Raw genomic sequence first — 17,466 nt, forward strand, 5'->3', positions numbered from 1 at the left:
CCGTGGTGTAGTGGTTAACATGCCTGCCTGTCACGCAGGAGATCGCCGGTTCGACCCCGGTCGGGACCGCCATTTTATATAAAGAAAAGAACGAAACAAGTTGTTTCGTATTTTTTTATTTGTTTTAACAAAAAACTAATAAAGACAGTCAAACTATCCTTAGGACAACTCCTAAGGACTTTTTTATATATTCAAAACCTGTATAATAAAGAGCAGAGAACATTGTGAGTAAAGTAGGTGAAGTCTGTGAGTAAATATGAAGTAACAACAAAATCTTCTGAGGAAACACAAAGATTATCAGAAAAACTAGGTGAACTTGCCCGGGCACAAGATGTAATTATTTTAGAAGGAGATCTTGGAGCTGGTAAAACGACTTTTACAAAAGGGCTAGCAAAAGGTCTTGGCGTGAAAAGAGTTGTAAATAGTCCTACCTTTAACATTATTAAAGAATATAAAGGAAGATTGCCGTTATATCATATGGACGTGTATCGTTTAGCGGAAAGTGAAGAAGACTTAGGTTTTGATGAGTACTTCTATGGTGAAGGAATTACGGTAGTAGAATGGGCTCATTTGATAGAAGCATATTTACCGAATGAAAAGTTACAAATTAGTTTATTCCATGCTGGAGATGACACAAGGAAAATTGTACTCGAGCCAGTTGGAGACCGTTATATTAGATTATGTGAGGAGCTATTACAAGATGAAAGTACTAGCAATTGATACTTCAAATTACGTAATGGGTGTATCCCTTATTGAGGAAGAAAACGTAATTGGGGAAATCATTACAAATTTAACAAAAAACCATTCTGTACGCCTTATGCCAGCTGTAGAGCAACTATTAAAAGAATGTGGTGTAAAACCAAAAGAATTAACTAAAATCGTTGTGGCTGCTGGACCTGGATCATATACAGGTGTTCGCATAGGTGTGACAGCGGCAAAAACATTAGCTTGGTCACTTCAAATACCAATCGTAGGTGTATCAAGTTTAGAAGTAGTAGCTGCAAACGGTGCTAACTTTAGTGGGTTAATTTGTCCTTTATTTGATGGAAGACGTGGACAAATTTATACTGGATTATATACATATGAAGGAGAGCAGTTAACTTCAATAGAAGAAGATCGAATTATTCTTATTGTAGACTGGTTGCAAAAGTTAAAACATAAAGGACAGCCTGTTTTATTTATCGGTAACGATGTTAAATTGCATAAAGAAACAATTATAGAACATTTAGGCAATCAAGCTGTATTTGCTCCTTTCACTAAAAATAACCCAAGACCAAGTGGGTTAGCTTTCTTAGGGTTACAAAAAGAGGAACAAGATGTACATTCATTTGTTCCTAGTTACCTTCGTTTAGCTGAAGCTGAAACAAAGTGGTTAGAAAGTCAAAACAAGTAGGAGCTTGCAGAAGATGGATATGATATTTAGAAAGATGGAACTCGATGATATCGCTCAAATTGTAGCTATTGAAGAAGCATCTTTTTCAACTCCTTGGACTGCAGATGCCTTTCAACGTGAATTAACGATGAATGAACATGCACATTATGTTGTGCTAGAAAAAGATGGCCTTGTAATCGGGTATTGTGGATTGTGGATAATTATTGATGAATCACATATCACAAATATAGCTATTTTGCCAGAATACCGAGGTCAAAAGTTAGGAGATGCCCTATTGAAAGAAGTTATTTCCGTAGCGAAAGAACTAGGGGTAAAAACAATGACGCTTGAAGTACGCGTATCAAATGAAGTAGCAAAGCAGTTATACAAAAAATACGGATTTCAAAATGGTGGAATTCGTAAACGATACTATGCAGACAATCAGGAAGATGGTCTTGTAATGTGGGTGAATATATAATGGAAAAAAATACGATTATACTTGGTATTGAAACAAGCTGCGATGAAACAGCAGTAGCAGTTGTTAAAAATGGAACGGAAATCATTGCGAACGTCGTTGCATCACAAATTGAAAGTCATAAGCGTTTTGGCGGGGTTGTACCAGAGATTGCATCCCGTCACCATGTAGAAGAAATTACAGTTGTGTTAGAAGAAGCTTTAAAAGAAGCGAATATAACTTTCGAGGATATTGATGCAATTGCTGTAACAGAGGGACCCGGTTTAGTAGGAGCACTTTTAATAGGAGTAAATGCAGCGAAGGCGGTAGCCTTTGCACATGATATTCCTCTAGTTGGTGTTCATCATATTGCTGGCCATATTTATGCGAATCGTTTAGTAAAAGAAGTTCAATTCCCACTACTATCACTTGTTGTATCTGGTGGACATACAGAACTTGTTTATATGAAAGAACATGGTTCATTTGAAGTGATTGGTGAAACACGAGATGATGCAGCAGGAGAAGCATATGATAAAGTAGCTCGTACGCTATCTATGCCGTATCCAGGTGGTCCTCATATTGATCGTCTTGCGCATGAAGGGAAGCCAACAATTGATTTGCCTCGTGCATGGCTAGAACCCGATTCGTATGATTTCAGCTTTAGTGGATTGAAATCAGCAGTTATCAACACTGTGCATAACGCAAAACAACGTGGTATAGAAATTGCACCGGAAGATTTAGCAGCAAGCTTTCAAGAGAGTGTAATTGATGTACTTGTAACGAAAGCATCTCGTGCAGCAGAAGCGTATAATGTAAAGCAATTGCTCCTTGCTGGTGGAGTAGCTGCTAATAAAGGGCTTCGTGCACGTCTAGAAGAAGAATTTGCACGAAAAGAAGATATAGAGCTAATTATCCCGCCGTTATCTTTATGCACAGACAATGCAGCAATGATTGCAGCTGCAGGTACAATTGCATACGAACAAGGAAAACGTGCGACATTAGCTTTAAATGCAAACCCAGGTTTAGATATTGAAGCATAGTTATACACAAAATTAACCACAGCTTGTGGATAAAACCCATATTATCTGTTGATAATGTGGGTTTTATTGTGTATATAAACTGTTAATAACTTTTTTGTTAAATGTGGATAATGTGGAAAAGTTATTTTGATGTTTATTTTATAAAGGTGGATATGTGTATAACCTTGTGGATAAAACGGATGAAGTCTGACCTTTAAATGAATTCTTTTTCGGGAAATAAAAACGAGAAGATATCCTGAAAAACTTTTGAAAAACCCTCCTCTTATCATATGGGTTGCTGCAATTGTCAATCTTTGTCGGGAAAACGATGTTTCTTGTCGAATTGTTTATATATTTTAAGTTAAGGTATGTACATTCAAAAAATCGTCGATATAATTTCATGTACTACGAAACTGATTCTAAAGGGAAATAAAAAGGATGTCATCTAGTCAAAAATCCTCGACTGATGAGACATCCTTTTTGTTTAAATTAGCTTATATATGCAGTTCTTCCCATTCTGCCATACAGGCTTCAAGTTGTTCTTGTAATGTTTGTTTTTTCGTTGTAATCTCACTAGCCTTTTCATAATCTGCATATATTTCTGGTAAGCAAAGCTGATCCTCTAACGTAGCAATTTCTTCTTCTAAGCTTACGATGTTTTGTTCTAGTTCTTCGATTTTTCGAGTGCGTTGACGTTCTAATTGTTTACGCTCTTTTTCTTCGAGATAATTTAATTTTTCTTGAGCTACAGTTTTTTGAACAGGTGCCTGATTTTCTTGCTGTTCTTGTTGTTCAAATGCTGCGCGTTCAATCATTTCATTTTTCTTCTCCACATAGTAATCGTAATCACCTAAATACTCTTGCGCACCTTCTGTTGATAACTCGACAACTGTAGTCGTTACGCGATTAATGAAGTAGCGGTCATGTGAAACGAATAGAAGAGTTCCTGGATAATCAATTAAAGCATTCTCCAAAATTTCTTTACTATTTAAATCAAGATGGTTCGTTGGCTCATCGAGAATTAATAAATTGGATTTTTGCATCATAAGTTTTGCGAGAGCTAATCGGGCCTTTTGTCCACCACTAAGAGAAGATACTGGTTTTAGCACATCATCCCCTGTGAATAAAAAATTACCTAGTATAGTGCGAATTTCTTTTTCGGGTTGAAGCGGATATTCATCCCATAGTTCATTTAAAACGCGCTTAGAAGATGTTAAGTTAGCTTGCTCTTGATCATAATAACCAACAGATACATTTGATCCGAAAGCAACATCTCCATGTAATAGCTGTAACTTATTCACAATGGATTTTAATAATGTGGATTTTCCAATTCCATTCGGTCCAACTAAGGCAACACTATCTCCCCGAGTTAAGCGCATATTTACATGTTCAATAATAGGATCCTCATCATAACCGATGGTTGCATCTTTTACTTGTAAAACATCATTTCCACTTTGTTTTTCAATATCGAAGTGGAATGAGGCTGATTTAGAGTCACCTAATGGTCTAGTTAATAATTCCATTCTATCTAATTGTTTACGACGGCTTTGTGCACGTTTTGTCGTAGATGCACGTGCTATATTTTTTTGAACGAAGTCCTCAAGTTTAGCGATTTCATCTTGTTGCTTTTCGTAACGCTTCATTTCTTGTTCGTATAGGGCTGATTTTAAGTCTAAATATTTACTGTAGTTACCAACAAATCGTCTGCTTTCTTTATTCGAAATTTCATATACTTGTGTAACAAGCTTATCTAAGAAATAACGGTCATGAGAAACGATTAAAATTGCGCCAGGATAACCTTGTAAGTATTGCTCAAGCCACGTTAATGTTTCGATGTCTAAATGGTTTGTAGGCTCGTCTAAAATAAGTAAGTCTGGTTTCGTTAATAATAATTTCCCAAGAGCTAATCTCGTTTTTTGTCCGCCACTTAACGTAGAAATTGTCGTCTGATGCGTTTCAACAGGGAAACCAAGACCGCTTAAAATGGAGCGAATATCTGCTTCGTACTGATAGCCGCCTTGATCTTTATAATCTAATTGCAATTGGTCATAATCAGCTAATAATTTTTCATATGTAGCGGCATTTGAAAAGTTTTCTTCTTTTCCCATTTCTTGCTCTAGCCTTCGAAGTTTTGTCTCCATTTGCTGTAGGTGTGTAAAGACGGTTAGCATTTCATCCCAAATTGTTAATGATGTTTCTAATCCAGTATTTTGAGCTAAGTACCCAATTGAGACATCTTTCGGTTTTATAATTTCGCCGCCATCATGAGATAATTCACCGGCGATAATTTTTAATAATGTAGATTTTCCGGCTCCATTTCGTCCAACTAAAGCGATACGATCTTTCGTTTGCACTTCCAATTTTATGTTTGCAAGAATCGTTTCGGCACCGTATAATTTTGAAAGCCCGTTTACTTGTAATAAAATCAATGTTTTCACCTCAAATAATTTCTTAACTTTGCCATGTTTATATTTCTCAATCATACTAAAAATAGTGTATAGTTTAAAATAAAGAGAGAATACTTCTTCTCTTTATTATACAAGGAAATTCATAAGTACTAAACTTCTGTATTCGATTCAAGTATATGAATAAAGATAGGAAGAGAGGAGAGGTTATATGGATCAGCAGAAAATTCCGCAAGCCACTGCTAAACGATTGCCTCTATACTATCGATTTATCCAAAACTTATCTCTTTCTGGTAAGCAACGTGTTTCATCAGCCGAATTGAGTGAAGCGGTAAAGGTTGATTCCGCAACTATTCGAAGAGATTTCTCATACTTTGGAGCATTAGGGAAAAAGGGATATGGATATAACGTAAATTATTTATTATCATTTTTCCGTGAAACACTCGATCAAGATGATATAACACGTGTAGCGCTTATTGGAGTAGGTAATTTAGGGACCGCTTTCTTACATTATAATTTCACGAAAAACAATAATACAAAAATTGAAATGGCATTTGATGTTAGTGAAGAGAAAGTTGGAACAGAAATCGGGGGTATTCCTGTATATCATTTAGATGAATTAGAAGAAAGGTTATCAAATGATATACAAGTGGCAATATTAACAGTACCCGCTACAGTAGCGCAATCTGTAGCCGATAGATTGGCAGAAACAAACGTGCACGGTATTTTAAACTTCACACCAGCACGCTTAAATGTGTCAGAGAATATAAGAATTCATCATATTGATTTAGCTGTAGAGCTACAAACGCTTGTTTACTTTTTAAAGAATTATCCACAATAAAACGCAGAGGAGGTGACCTCTGCGTTTTATTATTGTTTTTTCTTTGTGAATTTCACTAATATAAGGCGAAGTGCCAAATTAAAATCAATTGTTGCCATAACTGCAAATAGTATTGTCCACATATTCCAGATTGTATCTGTCACGTTCGTAATGGCGAAACGTGTAAAGATACATCCGAGAAGGAAATACAATGCAGCCATGAACAATGGTGAGTTTCTCATACAAAAAATCCTCCGATAAAGCCTTGCATTTTTTCAGCTTCTTTAATCATTTCTTGAATTTGTTCATTGCTCATGAAAATCTGTCCAATGGCAACTAATGTATTCATTGCTACATGGGCTGCTATAGGAACGATAATGCGTTTCGTTTTTACATATAAGAAGGCGAATACGAGCCCCATAGAAGTGTATACCAATAGGTGAGTAAAATCAAAATGAATCGCTGCGAATACGAGTGAACTAATAATAGCAGCAACGAAGAAATTAAATCTCTTATAAAGTGTACCAAATAAAATTTTTCTAAATACGATTTCTTCTAAAATAGGACCGATTATAGATATAACAATAAGGAACCAAGGTGTCGTTCTTGCGATGTCCATAAGTCGGTCTGTATTCTCAGATCCAGGTGTAATCCCTAATAGATACATTTCAATCATACCTGCAATACTTTGTGAGATGATTGCTAAGAAGAACCCGATAAAAATCCACCCGATTGTAGCTGGAACAGAAGAGCGCATTGCATCTAAATGCCTGTCACGAATATCTGTTCTAAGTAACCAAATTACAACGCATAGTGCAATGAAAAAGCTAATAATAGACCAATGTCCGGTTATTAGTTGAAACTTTTCCTCGTTGGTAAATCCTCTATTATCGTATAGTCCGGTTTTCAGAAGAAGTGGTAATCCGGCAATACCCGACAATTGCATTAAAATGTATGTAACGATAATCCACCAATATTGTTTCTTCAAATGGTTTAACCATCCTTTCTAACTCTAGTGTATGAGATAAGGCAGGATAACATGTAATATGCTACCTACGATATAAACTTTCATTCGAATTATGTTTTTTTTTTTGTAAATCTGCATTGGAAATTAAAATAGAAGACAGGAAAAAGTTGTGTGTGTAGCGAAAACAACTTAGGGTGTCTTTCATATTGTAACATACGAGTAGTGGAAACAACGATTCATATAGTAAAGGTAGTAGAAGAAGGATTTTATATAGAAGAGTATATATAGTAATTTGCGAAAAAATTATGATTTTTTTACTTGCAAAAGAAATTGAGATTATTTATTATTATAAGTGTGTTAGCACTCGGGTGACTCGAGTGCTAATAAAAAATTTACATAACACAATGAGGAGGTTATTGTTCATGCTAAAGCCATTAGGTGATCGCGTTGTAATTGAGCTTGTTCAAGCAGAAGAAAAAACAGCAAGTGGTATTGTATTACCAGACACTGCAAAAGAAAAACCACAAGAGGGTAAAGTTATTGCAGTAGGTACTGGTCGAGTGCTTGAAAATGGTGAGCGTGTTGCTTTAGAGGTAGCAGCAGGTGATCTTATCATCTTCTCAAAATATGCAGGTACTGAAGTAAAATACGAAGGTACAGACTACTTGATTTTACGTGAAAGTGACATTTTAGCAGTTATCGGTTAATTATATAAAACTTAAAAATTCCAAGGGGGTCAATTATTATGGCAAAAGATATTAAATTTAGTGAAGAAGCACGTCGTTCGATGCTTCGCGGTGTCGACACTCTTGCAAACGCAGTAAAAGTAACGCTTGGACCAAAAGGTCGTAACGTTGTACTTGAGAAAAAATTCGGTTCACCACTTATTACAAATGATGGTGTAACAATCGCAAAAGAAATCGAATTAGAAGATGCATTCGAAAACATGGGTGCAAAATTAGTAGCAGAAGTTGCTAGCAAAACAAACGATGTAGCTGGTGACGGAACGACAACTGCAACTGTATTAGCGCAAGCTATGATTCGTGAAGGTCTTAAAAACGTAACAGCTGGTGCAAACCCAATGGGTCTTCGTAAAGGTATCGAAAAAGCTGTTACTGCTGCAATTGAAGAATTAAAAGCGATTTCTAAACCAATTGAAGGTAAATCTTCTATCGCACAAGTAGCTGCTATTTCTGCGGCTGACGAAGAAGTAGGTCAATTAATCGCTGAAGCAATGGAGCGCGTTGGTAACGACGGCGTTATTACTTTAGAAGAATCTAAAGGATTCACAACGGAATTAGACGTAGTAGAAGGTATGCAATTTGATCGTGGATATGCATCTCCTTACATGATTACTGATTCTGACAAAATGGAAGCTGTTCTTGATAACCCATATATCTTAATTACTGACAAAAAGATTTCTAACATCCAAGAAATCTTACCAGTATTAGAGCAAGTGGTACAACAAGGTAAACCACTTCTTATCATTGCTGAAGATGTAGAAGGCGAAGCTTTAGCTACATTAGTAGTGAACAAACTTCGTGGTACATTCAATGTAGTGGCTGTTAAAGCTCCTGGATTTGGTGACCGTCGTAAAGCAATGCTAGAAGATATCGCAATCTTAACTGGTGGCGAAGTAATCACTGAGGAATTAGGACGTGACTTAAAATCTGCTACAGTTGAATCTTTAGGACGCGCTGGTAAAATCGTTGTAACGAAAGAAAACACAACTGTAGTTGAAGGTATTGGAAACACACAACAAATCGAAGCTCGCATCGGTCAAATCCGTGCGCAATTAGAAGAAACAACTTCTGAATTCGATCGTGAAAAATTACAAGAGCGTCTTGCTAAATTAGCTGGTGGCGTAGCAGTAATTAAAGTAGGTGCAGCAACTGAAACTGAGTTAAAAGAGCGCAAACTTCGCATTGAAGATGCACTTAACTCAACTCGTGCAGCAGTAGAAGAAGGTATCGTTGCAGGTGGTGGTACTTCACTTATGAACGTATACACGAAAGTAGCTTCTATCGTAGCTGAAGGCGACGAAGCAACAGGTATCAACATCGTACTTCGTGCACTAGAAGAGCCAGTTCGTCAAATCGCAATCAACGCTGGTCTAGAAGGATCTGTAGTTGTAGAGCGTCTAAAAGGCGAAAAAGTAGGCGTTGGTTTCAACGCAGCTACTGGCGAATGGGTTAACATGCTTGAGTCTGGTATCGTAGATCCAGCTAAAGTAACTCGTTCTGCACTTCAAAACGCAGCATCTGTTGCAGCTATGTTCTTAACAACTGAAGCTGTAGTTGCTGATAAGCCAGAACCAAATGCACCAGCAATGCCTGACATGGGCGGCATGGGCATGGGCGGTATGGGCGGAATGATGTAATAAGCATCACTCTGTGAAGCTGTTCAATGTATAAATAGTTAATTAGAAGAAGGCTACTTCCTTGATAAAAGGAGGTAGTCTTTTTTGTTGTTAAGATGTATATAAAAGGTTTCTGGAAGGTCGCAAGTTTAGAGAGAGAATGTTGGGGAATATTCAAGCTTCTTTTATTACGGTAATATTCAATATAATTCCAATTGAATATATAATTCTTTTAACATTTATGATACAGTCAAAAGGGATTTTTCTTATTTTTTAGTCGAGATAATAAGTCTCCTAGTTCTTATTGTCTATGAGAGAAGATGGCGGTAGCCTAGTTAGTGAGGTATATGATGCAGATTAAAGAAAATTTGGGTAGAAACATTTTTTCGAAAATATTAGTAGTATGTGGTTTGGCGATGTTTGTCATTACACTTTATAATTCATTTCAAATAGAGAAATCTACCTATTCCTCGGTCGCTGTGTTAATTCTGGAGATAGTAGCAACTATTTTGGTGCTCGGAATAATATCATTTTTAGCAAATCGTTTTTTAACAGTTAATCAATTTTTGCTCATTCTCATAGTTACAGCCTTTGCAATTAGGTTGTTATGGATCATTTTTGAAAAAACAGTACCTATCTCGGATTTTTCTGTAATGTATGAAAGTGCTCAACAAGCTGTAAAGGGTAATTTTGCATTTATTACAGATGAATACTATATGAGTTGGACATACCAATTGGGATTCACATATTATGAGGCTATATTAATAAAAATTTTTGGTAATCATCTGTTTATATTGAAGTTATTTAATATTTTTTGGAGCGTAGGTACTGCCGTGATTATTTATTTTATGGGTAAAACCATTTTTAATGAATACAGTGCGAGAACTACGGCAATATTTTACGCGCTTTACATACCTAATATTATCTATAGCTCTGTATTAACAAATCAATATATTTCTACCTTTTTCTTTTTTTTAGGACTGTATGTTTTAATTACAAAAGGTTTTTCAACTAAATACGGTTGGGGTTTAACAGGGTTACTGTTAAGCATTGGAAATATTATGAGACCGTTAGGAAGTTTCTTTTTATTGGCGGTTTTTGTTTATGTATTAATTTATAAGATACTTCCGTTTAGAAAAAAAGAAACGTTAAACTACGTAAAAAAATTAGTGGGAATAGTGATTGTATATTTTCTAGTGATGCAAATTGTAAGTATTTTCTTAATGAACACGGGATTAGCGAAAAAACCATTGTCGAACCAAATGCCATATTGGAAATTTGTTGTGGGATTCAATTATGATTCGATTGGTGGATGGAATCAGCCAGATGTTGTTTACCTTAGTCAATTTAAACTTGGGAAGGAAAGAAATGATGCTTCCATTGCTTTGATCAAGGACAGATTGAAGGACAAAGAGAAAGTTCGTCAATTACTTGTATTGAAAGTTGAAAAAATGTGGAGTAATCCTGATGATGCACCTGGTTGGGCTTTGGAGTGGGGGGAACTGAATAAACCACACTTACAACAAATGCTGACAAAATATGAAAGGCTTATGTATATTACATGTTGTATATTTGCGATTGGTACCATTTCATTATATAGAAGAAATGATTCAATATATCCTCTTTTATATATTTTATTTGGCGGATATGTGGTTATTCATTTGTTTGTCGAAGTTCAAACTAGGTATCGTTTTGACATTTTGCCCGTTATTTTTTTATTTGTGGGATACGGGGTATTTGTAATGAAAAATGGTGTTACACGATTAATGGGTAGAAAACAACAGAAAAAAGTTGAATAATAGGATAAAACACAAAAAACATTTCTATATGGAAATGTTTTTTGTGTTTTAGTGGGAAAGAAATTAATTTCTGTAGAATTTTGTCGCTTTCTCTCTTGACCACATCGACACTTCATTGTTAGAATCTAGGAAGATAATATAAAACGATCCTTCATATATCCTCAATGATATGGTTTGAGAGTCTCTACCGGGTTACCGTAAACAACCTGACTATGAAGGCAGTGTGTCTTATATTTATAAAGAGCGGAGACTATCTTTCTTTATAAAGCCAGACCCCTGCCTTTTCTTTGTTATGAGACTAGAGGCGGAGGACTGGCTTTTTTTATTATATTGGTAATGCTTTTCGCCAAATTGGTGAAAATATTTATATACGAGAACTAACGTTGGGGTGATTATTTTGAAAAAGCAGCACGATACAATTATCGTTTTAGATTTTGGAAGTCAGTACAATCAGTTAATAGCACGTCGAATTCGTGAGTTCGGTGTATACAGTGAACTTCATCCACATACAATTACTGCAGAAGAAATTAAAGCAATGAATCCAAAAGGGATTATTTTCTCTGGTGGACCAAATAGTGTATACGGTGAAGGTGCATTACATTGTGATGAAAAAATCTTTGAACTAGGATTACCGATTTTCGGTATTTGTTACGGTATGCAGCTTATGACACAACACTTCGGTGGTAAAGTAGAACGTGCAAACCACCGTGAGTACGGAAAAGCTGTTCTTAAAGTAGAGAACGAATCAAAATTATATACGAACCTTCCAGAAGAGCAAGTTGTATGGATGAGTCATGGTGACTTAGTAACTGGTTTACCTGAAGGATTCGTAGTAGACGCAACAAGCGAGTCTTGCCCAATTGCTGGTATGAGCAATGAAGCGAAAAACTTATACGGTGTACAATTCCACCCAGAAGTACGTCACTCTGAGCACGGTAACGATTTAATTAAAAACTTCGTATTCGGCGTATGTGGTTGTTCTGAAGGATGGAACATGGAGAACTTTATCGAAGTAGAATTAGAGAAGATCCGTGAAACTGTTGGAGACAAAAAAGTACTATGTGCACTTAGTGGCGGTGTAGATTCTTCTGTTGTAGCAGTATTAATTCATAAAGCAATTGGCGACCAGTTAACATGTATTTTCGTTGACCACGGCTTACTTCGTAAAGGTGAAGCAGAAGGCGTTATGAAAACATTTAGCGAAGGCTTCCATATGAACGTTATTAAAGTGGATGCACAAGAACGCTTTATGAACAAGTTAAAAGGTGTAGAAGATCCAGAACAAAAACGTAAAATTATCGGTAACGAATTCATTTACGTATTTGATGATGAAGCTTCTAAATTACAAGGTATGGACTTCCTAGCACAAGGTACACTTTACACAGACATCGTTGAAAGTGGTACAGCAACTGCACAAACAATTAAATCTCACCATAACGTTGGTGGACTTCCGGAAGACATGCAGTTCAAATTAATTGAGCCTTTAAACACGTTATTTAAAGATGAAGTACGTGTATTAGGATCTGAATTAGGAATTCCTGATGAAATCGTATGGCGTCAACCATTCCCAGGTCCAGGACTTGGTATTCGTGTATTAGGTGAAATCACAGAAGAGAAATTAGAAATCGTTCGTGAATCTGATGCGATTTTACGTGAAGAAATTATTAAAGCGGGCTTAGACCGCGAAATTTGGCAATACTTCACTGCGCTTCCTGGTATGCGTAGCGTAGGTGTTATGGGTGACGAGCGTACTTACGATTACACAGTAGGTATCCGTGCAGTAACATCTATCGACGGTATGACAGCTGACTGGGCACGTATCCCTTGGGACGTATTAGAGAAAATCTCTGTACGTATCGTAAACGAAGTAAAACACGTTAACCGTATCGTGTATGATGTAACGAGTAAGCCACCAGCAACTATTGAGTGGGAATAGTATTATAAAAAAGATCCATCTTTTGCTCATGCATAGATGGATCTTTTTGTTTTCAGTATTAATACGAACGAAAATATGAAATTTTATAAAAATGTTCGTTTTTAAATTGACAAAAATACTTTCAGGAGTTAATATGAGTATGTAATTCAAACGAAAAGTGAATATTATGCCGTCGTATAATATCGGGGATATGGCCCGAAAGTTTCTACCTAGCTACCGTAAATGGCTTGACTACGAGGCGTTTTTATAAAGATGAGGGGAAACTTGTCTTTGTTTATAGAACGCTTCCATGTATATGCAATGGAAGCCTTTTTTATTTTTATAGATAAAAGAGGGCTAGGGTGAAATGCGGCGAGTAATCATATAACGGGGGAAACGTAGGATGAAACGCTATTTTCAATTTGATGAGCTCGGTACGAATTATAAGACTGAGTTCATAGCAGGGTTAACGACATTTCTATCTATGGCTTACGTACTATTTGTCAATCCTGCTACGCTGTCACTTGGAAATGTTAAAGGGTTACCAGCAGGTACAGGAATGGATCCAGGTGCAGTATTCGTTGCGACAGCATTAGCGGCCGCGATCGGTTCGTTAATTATGGGTATTTTCGCAAAGTATCCAATTGCTTTAGCCCCAGGTATGGGAATTAACGCGTTCTTTGCTTATACAGCAGTTTTAACGATGGGTATTCCGTGGCAAACAGCAATTGCCGGAACGTTAATGTCAGGTATTATCTTTATTATTCTTACAGCTTCAGGTATTCGTGAAAAAATCATTAATGCAATTCCATCGGAGTTAAAGTTTGCAGTAGCAGCAGGTATCGGATTGTTCATTGCCTTTCTTGGATTCCAAAATGCCGGAATTATCGTGAAAAATGATGCTGTTCTTGTTGGGTTGGGGGACTTAACAAAGGGCACAACGTTACTAGCAATCTTTGGGGTTGTTACTACGATCATCTTCATGATTAAGAAAATCAATGGTGCAGTATTTTACGGTATGATTCTTACAGCGATCTTAGGAGTGGCAACAGGATTGATTGATACTCCGAAAGCTGTAGTGGGAGCGATACCGAGTCTAGAACAAACGTTCGGTGCTGCGTTAACTCATTTCGGAGACATTTTCACTATTCAAATGGGGATTGTAATTATAACGTTCTTCTTTATCGATTTCTTTGATACAGCAGGTACGCTTGTAGCGGTTGCGAATCAAGCAGGATTAATGAAGAATAATAAATTACCACGTGCAGGAAAAGCATTATTCGCAGATGCAATTGCAACTGTAATTGGTGCGATCTTAGGTACGTCAACAACAACGTCTTACATTGAATCGTCTGCAGGGGTAGCAGCGGGAGGACGTTCTGGATTTACAGCAGTTGTAACAGCAGGATTCTTCTTACTGGCACTATTCTTCTCGCCATTATTAAGTGTTGTAACACCAGCTGTAACGGCACCAGCTTTAATTATTGTAGGGATCTTAATGGTTTCTTCTTTAGGAGAAATCGACTGGAAGAAGTTCGAGATTGCAGTACCGGCATTCTTTACTATCATTTCAATGCCGCTTACGTATAGTATCGCAACGGGAATTGCGATTGGATTTATCTTCTATCCAATTACAATGGTTGTGAGTGGTCGTCGTAAAGAGGTTCATCCGATTATGTATGTTATGGGAGTTTTATTCGTACTGTATTTCATCTACGTTCGTAAATAAAGGGGTTTTTGAAAGGTCTAGACTTAAGGGGAGTCTAGGCCTTTTTTGCGTCTTCAGAAAATCTTAAGGATTTCCGAGCGTTTTTCTTCAGAAGTTTTCCTATAATAGAAGTTAGGGATAAAAAATGAATGGGGGAAATATTATGGCCGGGGAAACAATACTTGTCGTAGATGATGAAAAAGAAATTAGGAATCTTATTACAATATATTTAAAGAACGAAGGATATAAAGTACTGCAGGCCGGAGATGGAGAAGAAGGGCTACGTATGTTAGAAGAGAATGAAGTACATTTAGTTGTGTTGGATATTATGATGCCGAAAGTAGATGGTATTCATATGTGTATGAAAGTAAGAGAAGCGAAAGAAATGCCAATTATTATGCTTTCTGCGAAAACGCAAGATATGGATAAAATTTTAGGGTTAACAACTGGTGCAGATGATTACGTAACGAAACCGTTTAATCCGTTAGAGTTAATCGCGAGAATTAAATCCCAGTTACGTCGTTATATGAAAATGAATGGTTTCGCTATACAAAATGAGGACGAGTTAGAAATTGGAGAGATGAAAATAAACATTTCGACCCATAAAGTTATTGTAGATGGAGAAGAAGTGAAACTAACTCCGAGGGAATTTTCAATTTTAGAATTACTAGCCCGTAATCCAGGTATGGTCTTTAGCGCGGAGCAAATTTATGAAAAGGTGTGGAACGAACGATCTTTCCAGTCTGATAATACTGTAATGGTGCATATTCGAAAAGTACGTGAAAAGATTGAGGAGAATCCAAGGAAGCCTAGATATATAAAAACAGTATGGGGAGTGGGGTATAAGATTGAAAAAGATATTTAATCCGTTTACTTATGTAAGGAAAACAAGAGAATTAATTGAAAAATTAGTAAAGAGCGTACGGAAGAGTATAAGAATTCAATTGATTACTACTTTTGCTGCTTGTGCGTTATTAGGAGTTTTGTCAGCGAAAGCAGCTGCGCCATTTTTTGAGAATGCGAATCGTCAAGCGACTATCGATTATCGAGCTGGTATGGAACAAATTAATTACCAAGCTCAAAGAGCAGCGAGTAGTTCGGTTCATGAAAATAAATTAGAAGCTATATCTAATATGATCGAAATGGAGAATCAAAATTTAGAGCGAGGAAATAGAGCTTTAAAAATATTGGTTACTGATGAAAGTGGTAAAGTTTTATATAAAACAAAGCAGGCGCAAGAAGAGCAAATCGATTTGCATAATACGATTCGTAATGCAGCATCATTTGCGATTAATTATACAGATGGTAGAAATGAATTTGAAAGTACAAGAAAAGAGTTTATAGCTTTTTCACCTATTACTATTGAAGGAAAGAATTTGTACATGTTTGTTAGCGGAATTCCAGAGGGAGAGGTAATGTATGAAACGCAAGAAGGACCATTTCCGTTTTTAATTGGTGTCCTTGTATTCATTTTCTCTTTTTTCTATATAACAAAGAGAAAGATGAAGCAAATTGAAGCGATGGCAGAAGGTGTAAAGGAAATAGAAAAAGGTAACTTAGCGTACCGTATTGAGAAGAAAGGTGAAGATGAGATTGCGTCTTTAACTGAGAATATTAATAATATGGCGGAAGAGCTTATGAATAATATAGAAAAGGAACGTAAATTAGAGAAGCAAAAGAATGAGCTTATTACGAATGTATCTCACGATTTACGTACACCACTTACTTCTATTATGGGTTACTTACGATTACTTCGAGATTCTAAATATGAAAATAAAGAACAACATGATGAGTATACGAGAATTGCTTTTGCAAAGTCGGAGCAGTTAAAAAATTTAATAGAAGATTTATTTGAGTATACGAAGTTAACGAATGAACAAGTTGTATTAGAAAAACAAGAAGTATGTATAAATGAGTTACTGGAACAATTAATAGAAGAATTAGTACCGCAAGCGGAAGAGCATGGACTTACGTTTGTTAAGAAATTTCCTGAGGAACGTGCCTATGCATCGGTTGATTCGGAAAAGATGGTCCGTGTATTTGATAATTTACTAATGAATGCGATTAAGTATAGTAAAGATGATGGAGAGATAAAAGTTTCTCTTCAAAGACAGCGCAAGGATATACAAATTGTTATAGCAAATCATAGTGAAGAATTTACGAGAGAAGAATTAGGGAACTTGTTTGAACGTTTTTATAAGAAGGATCAATCCCGAAGTAGAGTAACGGAAGGTTCGGGACTTGGATTAGCTATTGCGAAAAGTATTGTTGAATTGCAGGGGGGGAGTATTCGAGCTGAATATGAGGATGGTATTATCCAATTCATCGTCGCGTTACCTATTATAGAAAAATAATAAATGAATAGAATGTTCTATGGTAAAAAAGGCGTATTTTAAAAGGAATACGCCTTTTTATATTTTTTTAGAAAAACATGTTGACGATTAGAGTACAGAGGTGTAATATAGAACAAGTCGCCGATGCAATAACGCAGAAAACGACAAACGAAATAAAAAACTTAGTTGACATTGAAACATGAAGATGTTAACATAAGGGAGTCGCAAATGAGCGACCAAGTAGTTCTTTGAAAACTGAACGAAACAAACAACGTGAAACGTCAATTTTTATTTTTAGATGCTAGACAAACTAAC

Annotated in this window: 15 protein-coding genes and 2 riboswitches; of the genes, 12 read left to right on the forward strand and 3 right to left on the reverse strand. The window is 36.3% G+C overall.

Features of this window, described 5'->3' with window-relative positions:
• Nucleotides 1-246 precede the first annotated feature (246 nt).
• Genes tsaE through tsaD form a run of 4 tightly spaced genes read left to right on the forward strand, consistent with a single transcriptional unit; the run spans nucleotide 247 to nucleotide 2,866 of the window.
• Entirely contained in the window at nucleotides 247-720 is a 474-nt protein-coding gene (gene tsaE, locus JDS98_RS29135) for a tRNA (adenosine(37)-N6)-threonylcarbamoyltransferase complex ATPase subunit type 1 TsaE (protein ID WP_000049641.1), read from the forward strand.
• Nucleotides 701-1,393, forward strand: a complete 693-nt coding sequence (tsaB, locus tag JDS98_RS29140) for a tRNA (adenosine(37)-N6)-threonylcarbamoyltransferase complex dimerization subunit type 1 TsaB (protein WP_199634605.1) — start codon at nucleotides 701-703, stop codon at nucleotides 1,391-1,393. Before tsaE ends, tsaB begins: the two co-directional genes overlap by 20 nt.
• Nucleotides 1,394-1,406: 13 nt before the next feature.
• Nucleotides 1,407-1,850 (forward strand): ribosomal protein S18-alanine N-acetyltransferase, encoded by a 444-nt coding sequence (gene rimI / locus JDS98_RS29145; protein ID WP_000367202.1) that lies wholly within the window; start codon nucleotides 1,407-1,409, stop codon nucleotides 1,848-1,850.
• Nucleotides 1,850-2,866 (forward strand): tRNA (adenosine(37)-N6)-threonylcarbamoyltransferase complex transferase subunit TsaD, encoded by a 1,017-nt coding sequence (tsaD, locus tag JDS98_RS29150; RefSeq protein ID WP_000414604.1) that lies wholly within the window; start codon nucleotides 1,850-1,852, stop codon nucleotides 2,864-2,866. Before rimI ends, tsaD begins: the two co-directional genes overlap by 1 nt.
• Nucleotides 2,867-3,339: 473 nt before the next feature.
• Here tsaD and JDS98_RS29155 read toward each other — a convergent pair whose 3' ends face one another.
• On the reverse strand, nucleotides 3,340-5,274 hold the full coding sequence (locus JDS98_RS29155; RefSeq protein WP_000602175.1) for an ABC-F family ATP-binding cassette domain-containing protein: 1,935 nt from the start codon (nucleotides 5,272-5,274) through the stop codon (nucleotides 3,340-3,342).
• A gap of 187 nt (nucleotides 5,275-5,461) precedes the next feature.
• On the opposite strand from JDS98_RS29155, the gene JDS98_RS29160 reads away from it, so the two are divergent.
• A complete protein-coding gene (locus tag JDS98_RS29160; protein ID WP_000372701.1) occupies nucleotides 5,462-6,091 on the forward strand; it encodes a redox-sensing transcriptional repressor Rex in 630 nt (209 codons plus the stop codon).
• A gap of 29 nt (nucleotides 6,092-6,120) precedes the next feature.
• Here the strand turns inward: JDS98_RS29160 and JDS98_RS29165 are convergent, their stop codons facing one another.
• Nucleotides 6,121-6,312, reverse strand: a complete 192-nt coding sequence (locus JDS98_RS29165; protein ID WP_001246201.1) for a YdiK family protein — start codon at nucleotides 6,310-6,312, stop codon at nucleotides 6,121-6,123.
• On the reverse strand, nucleotides 6,309-7,058 hold the full coding sequence (locus tag JDS98_RS29170; RefSeq protein WP_000745318.1) for a CPBP family intramembrane glutamic endopeptidase: 750 nt from the start codon (nucleotides 7,056-7,058) through the stop codon (nucleotides 6,309-6,311). Before JDS98_RS29170 ends, JDS98_RS29165 begins: the two co-directional genes overlap by 4 nt.
• A 401-nt stretch (nucleotides 7,059-7,459) precedes the next feature.
• Here JDS98_RS29170 and groES point away from each other — a divergent pair, with 401 nt between their 5' ends.
• The 7 genes from groES (at nucleotide 7,460) to ampS (ending at nucleotide 17,172) form a co-directional block, all read left to right on the forward strand.
• A complete protein-coding gene (groES, locus tag JDS98_RS29175) occupies nucleotides 7,460-7,744 on the forward strand; it encodes a co-chaperone GroES (protein WP_000917306.1) in 285 nt (94 codons plus the stop codon).
• 38 nt (nucleotides 7,745-7,782) lie between these two features.
• Nucleotides 7,783-9,417: a chaperonin GroEL gene (gene groL / locus JDS98_RS29180; RefSeq protein ID WP_001029987.1), complete on the forward strand. Its 1,635-nt coding sequence runs from the start codon at nucleotides 7,783-7,785 to the stop codon at nucleotides 9,415-9,417.
• A gap of 329 nt (nucleotides 9,418-9,746) precedes the next feature.
• Entirely contained in the window at nucleotides 9,747-11,195 is a 1,449-nt protein-coding gene (locus JDS98_RS29185; protein WP_199634606.1) for a glycosyltransferase family 39 protein, read from the forward strand.
• Between the two features lie 131 nt (nucleotides 11,196-11,326).
• Nucleotides 11,327-11,428, forward strand: a riboswitch (purine riboswitch).
• A gap of 164 nt (nucleotides 11,429-11,592) precedes the next feature.
• Nucleotides 11,593-13,131 (forward strand): glutamine-hydrolyzing GMP synthase, encoded by a 1,539-nt coding sequence (guaA, locus tag JDS98_RS29190; RefSeq protein WP_000743919.1) that lies wholly within the window; start codon nucleotides 11,593-11,595, stop codon nucleotides 13,129-13,131.
• A gap of 152 nt (nucleotides 13,132-13,283) precedes the next feature.
• Nucleotides 13,284-13,385, forward strand: a riboswitch (purine riboswitch).
• 128 nt (nucleotides 13,386-13,513) lie between these two features.
• Nucleotides 13,514-14,839, forward strand: coding sequence for an NCS2 family permease (locus tag JDS98_RS29195; protein ID WP_199634607.1), 1,326 nt, complete (start codon nucleotides 13,514-13,516; stop codon nucleotides 14,837-14,839).
• Between the two features lie 142 nt (nucleotides 14,840-14,981).
• Entirely contained in the window at nucleotides 14,982-15,683 is a 702-nt protein-coding gene (locus JDS98_RS29200) for a response regulator transcription factor (protein ID WP_000896765.1), read from the forward strand.
• Entirely contained in the window at nucleotides 15,667-17,172 is a 1,506-nt protein-coding gene (ampS, locus tag JDS98_RS29205; RefSeq protein ID WP_097959929.1) for an aminopeptidase AmpS, read from the forward strand. Before JDS98_RS29200 ends, ampS begins: the two co-directional genes overlap by 17 nt.
• Nucleotides 17,173-17,466: the final 294 nt, after the last annotated feature.

The sequence above is a fragment of the Bacillus cereus group sp. N11 genome, from assembly GCF_016483605.1.
GTDB classification, from domain to species: Bacteria; Bacillota; Bacilli; order Bacillales; family Bacillaceae_G; genus Bacillus_A; species Bacillus_A toyonensis.